At 28.6% G+C, this 12,265-nt stretch carries 11 protein-coding genes; all 11 read left to right on the top strand.

The window, feature by feature from the left end:
• Position 1 precedes the first annotated feature (1 nt).
• The 11 genes from ACFFIT_RS05895 to ACFFIT_RS05845 all read left to right on the top strand — a co-directional run bounded on the left by ACFFIT_RS05895 (position 2) and on the right by ACFFIT_RS05845 (position 11,918).
• Complete coding sequence (locus ACFFIT_RS05895) at positions 2–475, top strand: acyltransferase (protein WP_385876721.1); 474 nt, start codon at positions 2–4, stop codon at positions 473–475.
• Positions 475–1,575 carry a DegT/DnrJ/EryC1/StrS family aminotransferase gene (locus ACFFIT_RS05890; protein WP_385876720.1) on the top strand — a complete coding sequence of 367 codons (1,101 nt, stop codon included), beginning with the start codon at positions 475–477 and terminating at the stop codon, positions 1,573–1,575. Before ACFFIT_RS05895 ends, ACFFIT_RS05890 begins: the two co-directional genes overlap by 1 nt.
• Positions 1,572–2,465, top strand: coding sequence for a hypothetical protein (locus ACFFIT_RS05885; RefSeq protein WP_385876719.1), 894 nt, complete (start codon positions 1,572–1,574; stop codon positions 2,463–2,465). The genes ACFFIT_RS05890 and ACFFIT_RS05885 overlap by 4 nt, the downstream gene beginning before the upstream one ends.
• A 9-nt stretch (positions 2,466–2,474) precedes the next feature.
• Positions 2,475–4,079 (top strand): aldolase catalytic domain-containing protein, encoded by a 1,605-nt coding sequence (locus tag ACFFIT_RS05880; protein WP_385876718.1) that lies wholly within the window; start codon positions 2,475–2,477, stop codon positions 4,077–4,079.
• A gap of 10 nt (positions 4,080–4,089) precedes the next feature.
• Positions 4,090–4,776 (top strand): acylneuraminate cytidylyltransferase family protein, encoded by a 687-nt coding sequence (locus ACFFIT_RS05875; protein ID WP_385876717.1) that lies wholly within the window; start codon positions 4,090–4,092, stop codon positions 4,774–4,776.
• A complete protein-coding gene (locus ACFFIT_RS05870) occupies positions 4,773–5,438 on the top strand; it encodes an HAD family hydrolase (RefSeq protein ID WP_385876716.1) in 666 nt (221 codons plus the stop codon). Before ACFFIT_RS05875 ends, ACFFIT_RS05870 begins: the two co-directional genes overlap by 4 nt.
• Before the next feature lies 1 nt (position 5,439).
• Positions 5,440–6,858, top strand: a complete 1,419-nt coding sequence (locus ACFFIT_RS05865) for a lipopolysaccharide biosynthesis protein (protein WP_385876715.1) — start codon at positions 5,440–5,442, stop codon at positions 6,856–6,858.
• A 1,149-nt stretch (positions 6,859–8,007) separates the two neighbouring features.
• Positions 8,008–8,928, top strand: a complete 921-nt coding sequence (locus ACFFIT_RS05860) for a glycosyltransferase family 2 protein (protein ID WP_385876714.1) — start codon at positions 8,008–8,010, stop codon at positions 8,926–8,928.
• Positions 8,929–8,932: 4 nt separating this feature from the next.
• Positions 8,933–10,255: a hypothetical protein gene (locus ACFFIT_RS05855; protein WP_385876713.1), complete on the top strand. Its 1,323-nt coding sequence runs from the start codon at positions 8,933–8,935 to the stop codon at positions 10,253–10,255.
• Positions 10,252–11,103: a glycosyltransferase family 2 protein gene (locus ACFFIT_RS05850; RefSeq protein ID WP_385876712.1), complete on the top strand. Its 852-nt coding sequence runs from the start codon at positions 10,252–10,254 to the stop codon at positions 11,101–11,103. Before ACFFIT_RS05855 ends, ACFFIT_RS05850 begins: the two co-directional genes overlap by 4 nt.
• Complete coding sequence (locus tag ACFFIT_RS05845) at positions 11,100–11,918, top strand: glycosyltransferase (RefSeq protein ID WP_385876711.1); 819 nt, start codon at positions 11,100–11,102, stop codon at positions 11,916–11,918. Before ACFFIT_RS05850 ends, ACFFIT_RS05845 begins: the two co-directional genes overlap by 4 nt.
• Positions 11,919–12,265: the final 347 nt, after the last annotated feature.

The raw sequence follows: 12,265 nt of genomic DNA, 5'->3' as shown, positions 1-12,265 counted from the left end.
AATGGTCTTTATACATGAACTAAGTGATGTGCAAACAAAAAATATAGGCGATGGAACTCGCATATGGCAATTTTCTGTTGTGCTACCGAATGCAAAAATAGGAATAAATTGCAATATTTGTGCTCATACATTTATAGAGAATGAGGTCTTGATAGGTGATAATGTTACAATTAAATCAGGTGTTTACATATGGGATGGGATAGAAGTACAAGATAATGTTTTTATTGGACCTAATGTAACATTTACAAATGATAAACTACCTCGATCACAAAATTATTTAGATTTTTACCCTAAAACAATCATAAAAAAAGGTGCATCTTTAGGTGCTAATTCTACAATATTACCTGGTATATGCATAGGAGAGAGGGCAATGGTTGGAGCTGGAGCTGTTGTAACTTATAATGTACCAAGTGATGCAGTAGTTGTAGGCAATCCAGCTAAAATTATTAGGTTTCTAAATGAAGGAAATAAATAGTGATACAATTTCTAGATTTACAAAAAATAAATAATCAATATAGTGAAGAAATCAAAAAAGTTTGCCAATGTGTGATAGATTCAGGTCGGTATATACAAGGAGAGCAATTAGAAAGGTTTGAAGAAAATTTCGCTAATTATTGTGGCAGTAAATATACTATAGGTGTAGGGAATGGTCTGGATGCTTTAACTCTTACCTTAAAGGCATGGAAAGAAATGGGTAAACTGAAAGATGGTGATGAAGTTATTGTACCAGCTAATACATATATAGCGTCGATTATGGCAATAACCACAAATAATCTTAATCCTATATTAGTAGAGCCAGATGATAAAACTTATAATATATCAAAAAAAAATATCATTAAAGCAATAACTTCAAAAACTAAAGTAATTTTACCAGTGCACCTTTATGGACAAATTGCAGATATGGAAGGGGTCATTCAATTAGCTAATGATTTTAATCTCTTAGTGCTAGAAGACTCAGCTCAAGCACATGGTGCAATATTAGGAACTAAAAAAACAGGCAATTTAGGGGACGCTTCAGGATTTAGTTTTTATCCTGGAAAAAATTTAGGCGCATTGGGTGATGGAGGTGCCATAACTACTAATTGTGATGAACTAAATGAAGTTCTTAGAAGCTTGAGGAATTATGGCTCAAAAGAAAAATATACAAATGTTTTTTTAGGCGTCAATAGTCGATTAGATGAAATCCAAGCTGCTATTTTAAATGTAAAACTAAAATACCTAGATAATGAAATTGAGTATAGACGGCAAATTGCAGAAAAATACTTATCACTAATCAAAAATGAATCAATAACGCTACCGAGTGTTTTAAATAAAAATGCACATGTATGGCATTTGTTTGTTATTAGAACAAATAAAAGGAATTCACTTCAGGAATATTTAAGTGAAAAAAATATACAGACGTTAATACATTATCCAATACCGCCTCATAAACAAAAGGCTTATGGTCAATTTAATGAACTTAGTTTGCCAATAACTGAGTTATTGCATAAAGAACTTCTATCTTTACCAATAGGGTCACATTTGCAAGACTCTGATATAAATTACATAATTGATATTATAAATGAATTCAAATGAGAAACAATATATATAAGTTAACCACAAAAATTTTAAAAACACTTTCGCTATATATTTTACTGTTACCATTATATTTAAAATATTTAATAAGTAATGGTATTAAAATTAAAACAATTAAACTGTATAAAACCAAAAAAAATATAATTGTAATAGGCAACGGTCCATCGCTTACAAATGATGTTGATTTTATTTACTCAAATATAGGATCAGCAGATTTTATATCAGTTAATCATTTTGCAGAAAATGAGATTTTTTTTAAAATTAAACCTCAAAAATATATCTTATTAGATAATTATTTTTGGAATGAAAAGGCTGATAGGAAATTAGTAGAAAGACGCGAATATTTATTTGAAATCTTGAATAGAATAACATGGGAAATGCAACTATTATTACCTATTAATTCAAATGTTAAGTATATAGAAAAAAAAATAAGCAATAGTAATGTGAAAATATTGCCATTTAAACTAATAGATATCTCTGCTATAGGATTATATTTAAATATTCAAATAGCAGCGAAGTTATACTCAAATAAAATAATAACACCACCTTCTTGTAACGTTCTTATATATGCAGTCTATTTCTCTGTACTAGCTAAGTATGAAAAGATTTATATTGTAGGAGCAGACTTAAGTTTCCATAATGATGTAAGTGTAAATCAGATAACTAATGATGTGGAAATAACTTATAGGCACTTTTACGGTAATTCAGAAAAAGTTATTTTATTTAAAAATCCAGAGAGAGAAAAAAAAATGACTATGCTAGAGTTAATGGACACTACTTACTTGACATATTATGGGCACTATTCATTAGCAATATTTGCGTTAAATAATGGATGTGAAATTATTAATAAATCAAGTTTTTCAATGATTGATTCATACAAAAGGATATAGGTGATAATAATGATTAAAGTTCTTGACTGTACTTTAAGAGATGGTGGATATTATAATTCATGGGATTTCCCTGCTGAGGTAGTCAATGAGTACTTGATTGCTATGGAACTTTGTGGAGTAGATGTAGTTGAATTAGGATTTAGGTCTTCTATAAATAATGGTTTTAAGGGGCCTAATGCTTTTACAACAGAAGCATACCTCTCTAGTTTAATAATTCCTGAATCATTAAAAATAGCAGTCATGATAAATGCCAGTGAACTGATTAATGGAAGCACACAAATAGAAATAATTGAAAAGCTTATGCCACTTCAAAAAGATAAATCGAGAGTAGATATAGTAAGATTAGCCTGCCATATGGATGAATTTTATTTAATTTTCCCTGTGATTGAAAAGTTGAAGGAACTTGGCTATGAAGTAATAATAAATATAATGCAAATAGCTGAAAGTAGTTATATAAATATAGAAAAATTAGCTAAAGCAGCAAAAGAATGTGATTTTAATGTTTTATATTTTGCGGATAGTATGGGCAGTCTAAATCCTAGTGATGTGCAAAAAATTATTAAATCATTACGTAAATATTGGGAAAATGAGATTGGCATCCATACTCATGACAATAAAGGATTGGCATTATCTAACACACTAGTTGCTATTCAGAATAAAGTTCATTGGGTAGATTCGACTGTAACTGGAATGGGAAGAGGACCAGGGAATGCGAAAACTGAAGAATTAATGATAGAAATTTCTGATATACGTGATAAACCAATAAATATTTTACCCTTAATGAAATTAATAAATAGTTTTTTTGTTCCTTTAAAAACTAGATGTTTATGGGGGACAAATCCTTATTATTATTTATCAGGAAAATATGGTATACACCCAACATATGTACAAGAAATGCTGAGTGATTCACGTTATACGGATGAGGATATTATTAGCGCACTTAAATATCTTAAAAATAGTGGAGGGAAGAAATTTAATATTAAAAATTTAGATTCTAGTCGAATTTTAAATTCTACTGAAGACATTGGAAACTGGGAACCCAAAACTATATTAAATAAACGTGATGTTTTACTTCTTGGTACTGGTCCTGGTGTAAAGAAACATAAACTGGCATTGGAAAGGTTTATCAAAGAAAAGGACTTAGTTGTAATAGCTCTAAATGCACAGTCTGAACTTCCTCAGGATTTTATAAAATACAGAATTGCTTGTCATCCAATACGTATCCTTGCAGATATAAATGAATATGCAAAATTACCGCAAGAACTAATAACTCATAAAAAATTATTTGATGAATATCAGCTTGAACAATTAGGAGTAAATAAAATACTAGACTATGCAATTCAAGTAATTCCCGGGGAATTTGATTTTAATTCATGTTCCTGTGTAATACCAAATTCACTAGTTTTTAGTTATGCTTTGGCAGTCATAACAGCTGGTTGTGCAAAACAAATTTATATGGCAGGATTTGATGGTTATGGGGCTGACGATCCGCGTAACTCAGAAATGAATAAAATAATAAAATTATATAAAGAAAAACCTGAATCACTAGAATTAATTTCTGTAACACCAACAAGATATCAAATTCCAGTGAAAAGCATTTATGGCCTATTTTAGAGGAAAAAACATGGAAGTACTTGCATTTTTACCCTGTCGAAAAGGTAGCGAAAGAATTGTTAATAAAAACACAAAAAAATTCCTTGAATTTGAACACGGATTGTTAGAAATAAAAATAAATCAACTTTTATCAGCAAAATATATAAAGAATATTTTAATATCTACAAATGATGAACTAATAATTGAGTATATTAAAAAAATAAATTCAACACGAATATTGCTTGACAAACGAACAAATAGCTTATCTAGTTCAAAAACTAGTACGGATGAATTGATAAAATATGCTGGATCACTTTTCAATGATGGGCATATTCTTTGGACACATGTTACTTCACCATTTATTAATGCTTCACGCTATGATGAAATAATTTGTACCTATTTCAAGGCGTTAACTGAAGGATATGATTCCTTGATGACTACAACACCTATAAGAAGTTTTTTATGGGATAGAAATGGTCCAATAAATTACATGCGGAATATAGAAAAGTGGCCTAGAACTCAAACCCTTAAAACAATTCATGAAATCAATAGTGGTGTTTTTCTAAGCAATTTATCTAACTATAGAAATCATTCAGATAGAATAGGATTGAAGCCTTATTTATATGAAATTGATAAAATAACTGGTCATGATATTGATTGGGAAGAAGATTTTTATTTGGCGGAAATGATTTTAAAATCAAAAATGGCAACTCTATGAATATGAAAAAATATAAAACTATAATCTTTGATTGCGATGGGGTTATATTAAATTCAAATAAAATAAAGACTAAATCTTTTTATGAAGTATCTAAACGTTTTGGTGAATTGCAAGCAAATCAACTTGTTAAATTTCACATAGAAAATGGTGGGTTATCTAGATATGTAAAATTTGAATATTTACTACAGAAATTAGACTTAAGTAATAATGAGTATAAAAAAGAGTTAGATATTTTACTTTCTGATTATTCAGATATGGTGGTTGAAAAATTAATTGAATGTGAAGTGGAAAAATCACTTAAAGATTTAAGGCATTTTTGGAATGATACTAATTGGTTAGTTGTGTCAGGTGGAGATGAATGTGAACTTCGCAAAGTATTTAAAACAAAAAATATTGATTGTTTTTTTAATGCAGGGATATTTGGTAGTCCTTCAAGCAAAGAAATTATTATTGAAAATCAACTAGAAAAGGGTAGTATAGAATTACCAGTTTTGTTCATAGGTGATAGCAAATATGATTATATAGTATCAAAAAAGTATTCTTTTGATTTTGTATTTATAACTCAATGGACAGAATTTTTTGATTGGACAGTATATTTTAATGATAAGGACGTCATAGTTTTAAACTCATTATCTGAAATACTCAATACAGAAGTTAAATAAATTGATTAAGCAATTTTTAAAAGGAGTATCATGGAATCTATTTGATAAGCTAATAAATCAACTTGTTTATTTTTTTGTAACTATTTATATTGCTAAAGTCATTGGTCCTGCTGATTTTGGAATGATAGGGTTGTTAATGGTGTTTGTTTTGCTAGTGGAAACAACCTTAAATAATGGGTTTAGCCAAGCTTTAATACAAAAAAACAATAATGCAACTAATGAAGATTTTTCAACAATTTTTATTTGTGGCGTGATCTTAGGATTATTGTTTTATTTGTTACTTTACAATTTATTGCCTTTTTTGAGTAAATTGGTAAATAAGCATGAGTTAATACAAGCTGGAAGAATTCTATTAGTAGTTGTAATATTTAACTCTTTTACGGTTGTCCCAAGAGCTAAGCTAATAATTAAACTAAATTTTAAAACAATAGCTATTATCAATTCATTTTCTGGATTGGTAGCGACATTATTAGCGGTTTTAGCTATAAATTTAGGTTTTGGATATTGGGCATTAGTCTTACAAGTTTTAACAAAATCTATTTTTTCAGTTCTTTTATTTATTCTTTTAAAAAAATCGTATTTTAGGCTTAAATTTAGCATGGAATCATTAAAGGAATTATTAGGATTTGGTATATATATAATGTTATCTAGTATAATTGCATTTATTTCTAATAATTTGTATTTATTCATAGTTACCAAAAATATAAACTTTACAAGTGCGGGATATCTGTCTCAGGCTAATTCTCAGACTAATATGCTATCTGGACTAGTATCCTCAGTTTTGCAAGGGGTAATATTCCCTGTTTTTTCATCTGTAAAGACTGATATTAATTTGCTCAAAGAAATTTATCTGCGCATTCTTGAAATTACATTTTTAATTTCTTTTCCATTATTATTAGGTTTCGCTGCTATTGCTAAGCCATTCACTTTATTGTTTTTGGGTAATGATTGGGAAGGAATTATTTTTCTAATCGTTATTCTTTCATTCGCAAGGGTAGTAACCCCAATAAACTCTCTGAATTTAAGTTTAATAAATGCGATTGGAAAGGCTAATTTAACTTTTAAAATTGAAATTATTAAATTTCCGTTGACAATATCTTCAATATTATTATCGATTTCTTTCGGTTTAAATGCAGTTGTAATAGCATTGTTAATTACTAGTTATTTGTCGTTTTTTATAAACGCGTATTATTTTGGAAAAATTCTTGGTATAAATGCTTATACCCAATTGAAAATTGGATTAATACCAATTTTATCTTCATTTATGATGTTTTCTATTTGTTTTTATTTATCCCAGTATATAAATGATTTTTTATCACTCGTGATTTTAATTCTTATGGGAATTTTATTTTATTTAATAAGTATGTATTTTTTAGGTGGAAAGCTATACATAAGTAAAGTCATTAAATTATTTAAATAATTTAATAATTTACAGTTTTCAGTCAAGTTGGCAAACCCCTTCATTTGAAAAAAGTGGTAACGCCTTGGCTCAGGTAAAGCAAATCTTAATTATAAGTTTGTAACAAGCCAACTGCAGATTCACAAAATATAGTGAACTATATTGTTAAATATTGCAGTCCGTTTAGGCATCATCGTTATAACGGTGGCCTGAAACCAAACAGATCAGAGTAATTATTTTGGGAAACCTCTAAGAAAGTGTCCAAAATTAGTTGGCCATTATAGTATGGGTCCCATCACTGTATCAGGTCTGGTTGCTGGACTCTGAAATGAAAGCAAATTCAATACGCAGCTGCGCTTTGCTGCGAATTGGGGATAGCTTCCTAACCAATATTCATTCAGGTGGAAATGATAAACTTGGTTGTAAAATGACGAACACGATGTGAGCTATTTTATATAAAAAAATTGAGTATCCCTGTAAGATGCTACTAGACGAGGTCGTCTGAATGTGTTTCGCATAAAAAAGCCCAGACAGGATTCTTATCCTTAGGAAGCTAAAGTGACTAGGACTAAGAGAAATTAAGATAAGTGAAGTTTATTGTCATAGAAGAAAAGTAAATATTTAAAACAATCTAACAGTTTGCGCATAAAAAATAGGATGACTCATTGGTCTAACCGACATGAGAGAAATTTGTTTCTTACAAAGGCTTTCTACCAATGAAGCCATGAAGTTGATAAGATCCTATGTGCGAATTTCATCTTGTGCTCTGGCTCAATAGCCTACAAAGAAACCGAATATATGGAATCAATCGAATTTATTTCAAAATCTAAATTTTTCTTGCCAATTGGAAGACGTCCATATAAGGTTCTATGCAACACAATTAAGAAGCATAAGGCCGTCACTTGATTGACACCTTTAGCTCTAGTTGATAAAAAAATCAAAGGAAATAAAAGATACTAATTAATTTCTGAGATCAAACCAGATGTTATACTATTATAACCCTTTGCATATTCGTCATTAGAGTTATTGATAAAAGCAAAAAGTATAGCACAAGTGAGATTAAGCTAGAAGAACCGCATTAGTTTAAAGGCTCACCTATGGTTCTGTATGAGAGTAGGAAGTTTGTGCTATACTCAAGAATCAGCCTCCTTACATAAAATGGATATAGTAATGAAAAGTAACTTAATAAGTATCGTAATAGCATCATATAACCACTCAGATTACATTTTAGACACGCTAGAAAGTGCATTAATTCTCCAGGAAGATATTAATTGTGAAATCATTATCGTTGATGATTTTTCTTCCGATGATACAATAAAGATAGTTAAAAGCTATTTAAATGTTAATAATCATATCGATAAAGTAAATATTATTACAAAATCGAGTAATGTTGGCTTAGTAAATTCCTTAAATATTGGATTAAATCATTCAAATGGAGAATTCATTTATTTCATTGGTTCTGATGATATAATAATTCCATCAGGATTAATTAATCTTTTGAATAAAATAAAATCAGATAATTCTACAGTCGCATATATTGGAAATGGTTTTTTGTATTATGGCAAAAATGATGAAAAAAAAACAATCTATAAAAATGAGCATAAGAAATTTTTTTCCCTTTCAGACAATCAAATTAGAAAAGATATTTTTTGCAATTATCCTCAGCCATTATTACTCCAAACTTCTATTTTTAGGACAAAAGAATTAAAAAAAATATCTTGGGATGAATCAATAAGGCTAGATGACTACCCCATATTTATTAGGTTAATGTTGAAATATTCATTAGAAAAGGGCGAAATAAAATTTTTTGAATCTATATATGTAGCTAAATATAGGCAACATCCAAATAATTTGCATAAAAATTTGAGTCTAATACTTAGTATGCTTGAAGAATGTTTGAATGCTTATTCACCGAAACCAAATTTAAAACATAATTTAGTATTTTTATATGCTTTTTATTTCCTTATAGGCCTAAGGTCGCTTGAACTAAAATTTTCGCTTCTTACCTTATCTAAGGCGCTGAAGAATAACCCTGTTTTTTTTATTGGAAGTGTAATTAGGATAATCTACAAAAAGATAGGGAAACAATAGATTAATGAACGCAGAAGATTTTTTTTATTTTATTTTTTTAAATTATCAGCTATTCCTATTCTTGTCTTTTATTTTTATTGTTTGCATTTATTATGCTTATAGGGATTTAGTTGGTAATTTTTTGGATCCATTTCACTTTACTTATACTTTTACATTTGGTTCAGCATATGCAGTCGTTTTTTTACTCTATATATTTAACTATATTACTTTTTTTTATTTATTCCTTATAGCAGCAAATGGTTTTGTTTTCTTTGTTTCATTTAAATATTTCACTACCGTATTTTCTAATTCTAATTTAAGCAATAGCCTGATTTATAGGATGTCCCTTACTTGTGCTAGGGCAGAATTATATATATTGGCTTGCATATTGATAACTTATTGTATATTTGCAATAGTATACCTGAGTAAGTTTAATTCAACTTTATTTTATACATCTCGTTTTGAAGCTAATAGAGGTTTAGGATTATTAGTGAGGATTATGGATTTTTTAAGGTACTTTTTAACTGCTCTATTTGCTATCTATGCTGTACGAAGGAAGAAAGGGCTATTTTTAACATATATAATTGCAGCGGTATCCATATCATTGGTAGGTTCTTTTTTATCTGGTGCTAAAATTGCACTGTTATCACATATATATGTGGCTTTATTAGCAGTTTATATTGCTGAAAATAAAATAATTAGGATTAACTGTAAAAATATTTTTTATGGAATAATAATAACTTGTTTTATTTCAGTATTTGTTTTTTTTACCTTAAACAAATTTTCAATAGCACTTGGTTATACACAACCAATGTATTTTACAGATTATCCAGTGGAATTTGAATTATTAATAAAGCGTATTATAGCTAATGCTGATAAGTATTATTTATCATTGCCTAACGAACTTTTGGATAATATTATAATAAATAATCCATTACCTATTTTTTTGAATAGTGTTTTTGGTTCAAGTTTTATGGGGTATTTTTATGATATTAATTTTTCAAATGTGGACGTAGGAAGACAAATCTGGTTGCTGTGGTTTCCTAATGACTCCATTTCTCGAGGCCCAACAAATCATTTTGATCTTTCAGGTTATGTATATTTTGGATATTGGGGAGGATTAATTTTTACTATTTTTTTAGCAATTGTTTTATCCAAAATAAATTCATTTAAAATTTTCACGCATAATTTAAATTCTTTTTATGTAGCCTTTATCGTGACTCTCTATATAAGATCATTGGCTATATTGTTAACACCATCAGTTGGAATAAGTAATATTTCAGATAGTCTTTTATTTATATTTTTTATATGGTTTATTTCTAGCATCTTAAAGTTGGTTAAAAAATGAATGTGTTTATAGTAATTGTTACATTTAATTCAACAATCGATAAATTAAATGAGATTGTTTTATCTTGCTACTCTTTAGGCAATTTTATTATCGTTGATAACTCAACAATTCTAGAAGTATCAAATAAAATTGAAGACCTTTGTAGTAGTTTCAACTTAAATTATATTTCAATGAACGGTAATAAAGGCATAGCTTCAGCACAAAATGTAGGGGTTCAATTCGCTATCGAAAATGGAGCACAAGAATTATTATTTCTTGATGATGATAGTTTACCGCAAAAAGATATGTTAAAAAAATTAATTTATTACAAAAATCTTTTAATTGATAGTGGCTTTGTAGATCCTATTGTTTGTCCTAATCCAATAGATTCAAATGGGAATGATTTGTTAAAATCAGGTAAATTAATTACTGAAGGTATTTATGAAATAAGAGATTTAATCAGTTCTGGAACTTTAGTATCAACAAATACATTTAAAAAAATTGGCTTTTATGATGAGTCTTTATTTATAGATTGCGTGGATTATGAATGGGGCTGGAGAGCTAAAAACATAGGCTTTTGTATATTTTTAGTTAAATCTGCTATTTTAAATCACAGACAAGGAGAATATACCATTAAATATATTAATTTAAGATTATCTTCTCCAATTCGTCATTACTATCAATTTAGAAATATTCTTTTTATGATCTCTAAGCCTTATGCTCCTTTAGCTTGGAAATTAAAAAACTTAATAAAGTTACCATTCAAACTTTTTTTCCTATTATGTTTCGCAGATCAAAAAATAAAACGAATATCATACTCATTAAAAGGTATAATTGATTATTTAAGAAGGAAAACTGGTAAAATATGACATGTAAATTCTCAGTTCTTATGTCACTATATCATCGTGAACGAGCAGATTTTTTATACGAATGTTTGGAAAGTTTAAATATTCAAACTTTGAGACCTGATGATGTAGTTATTGTTTACGATGGAGAGGTTGGTAATGATTTGCATTCGGTTGTTTTGGACTTTATGGCAAAACTTCCAATAAGGATTATTAAGCTTGATTCTAATGTTGGACTAGGAAATGCTCTTAATGTTGGTATTCTTCATTGTAAGCATGAATTAATAGCAAGGATGGATACTGATGATATTTGTGTATATAATCGATTTGAAAAACAAATTCCTTTCATGATAAATAATCCTAAGATTAGTATTTGTGGTAGTTTTATACAAGAAATCGACCCTGAAACAGATGAAAAAATCTCTTTAAGAACAGTACCTGTCATGCATGAGGATATAGTTAAAAGCTATCTTTACAAATCACCATTTAACCATATGACAGTTGTTTATCGAAAGAGTGATATATTAGCTGTTGGGAGTTATATGCATTTACACCTAATGGAAGATTGGTATTTATGGATCAGAATGATCGCTGCTGGAAAGCTAGGAGAAAATTTATCTGAGCCATTAGTTAATGCAAGGGCAGGTTATAACATGCTATCTAGAAGAAGAGGGCTAAAATATGCTGAAAGTGAATATAAGATTATGTTAATAAAAAATGAACTTTTATTATCTAATAGGTTTATGAATTTTTTTGTCTTTTTTCTTAGAGCAGTGCTTAGATTTATGCCTGTAGTATTGCTTGGCTTAGTTTATAAGATATTAAGAAAAAAATTATAATTCTGCTATCCCTAAGTAAGAATCGTACGTTAGTTCTTAAGCTCGTTTTTTATGCAGATCTAATTCTAAGTATTGGATTTGGCAGTAAGGGATCAGATCTGATGTAAACATCTCAGGTTCTCTATCTCCCTTCGTATTAGATTTCCTACAAATCTTCGAAATAGATGAAAAAATTTCATCTAATAAACTGATATATTGCTCATCTGATTTGTAACTGACATTCCGCTGTTCAAAAATTAATTAATTGATGTGTTTTTTTGTGATATTTATCACATTTCAATATTAAATCATTGACATTATTAGCAAAAAATGATCAATTATGACTTTTTGGATGGTGATTATGAACT

Origin of the sequence: Thorsellia kenyensis (genome assembly GCF_042432445.1) — a bacterium.
Taxonomy (GTDB): domain Bacteria; phylum Pseudomonadota; class Gammaproteobacteria; order Enterobacterales; family Thorselliaceae; genus Thorsellia; species Thorsellia kenyensis.
The sequence above is the reverse complement of the archived record's forward strand: the minus strand, read 5'-3'. Positions and strand labels throughout refer to the sequence as shown.

What these genes read in the sequence shown, in the direction of transcription:
- ACFFIT_RS05875 (WP_385876717.1), top strand. Translation starts at nt 4,090, where the DNA reads ATGGAAGTACTTGCATTTTTACCCTGTCGAAAAGGTAGCGAAAGAATT.
- ACFFIT_RS05895 (WP_385876721.1), top strand. Translation starts at nt 2, where the DNA reads ATGGTCTTTATACATGAACTAAGTGATGTGCAAACAAAAAATATAGGC.
- ACFFIT_RS05860 (WP_385876714.1), top strand. Translation starts at nt 8,008, where the DNA reads ATGAAAAGTAACTTAATAAGTATCGTAATAGCATCATATAACCACTCA.
- ACFFIT_RS05855 (WP_385876713.1), top strand. Translation starts at nt 8,933, where the DNA reads ATGAACGCAGAAGATTTTTTTTATTTTATTTTTTTAAATTATCAGCTA.
- ACFFIT_RS05885 (WP_385876719.1), top strand. Translation starts at nt 1,572, where the DNA reads ATGAGAAACAATATATATAAGTTAACCACAAAAATTTTAAAAACACTT.
- ACFFIT_RS05880 (WP_385876718.1), top strand. Translation starts at nt 2,475, where the DNA reads ATGATTAAAGTTCTTGACTGTACTTTAAGAGATGGTGGATATTATAAT.
- ACFFIT_RS05850 (WP_385876712.1), top strand. Translation starts at nt 10,252, where the DNA reads ATGAATGTGTTTATAGTAATTGTTACATTTAATTCAACAATCGATAAA.
- ACFFIT_RS05870 (WP_385876716.1), top strand. Translation starts at nt 4,773, where the DNA reads ATGAATATGAAAAAATATAAAACTATAATCTTTGATTGCGATGGGGTT.
- ACFFIT_RS05845 (WP_385876711.1), top strand. Translation starts at nt 11,100, where the DNA reads ATGACATGTAAATTCTCAGTTCTTATGTCACTATATCATCGTGAACGA.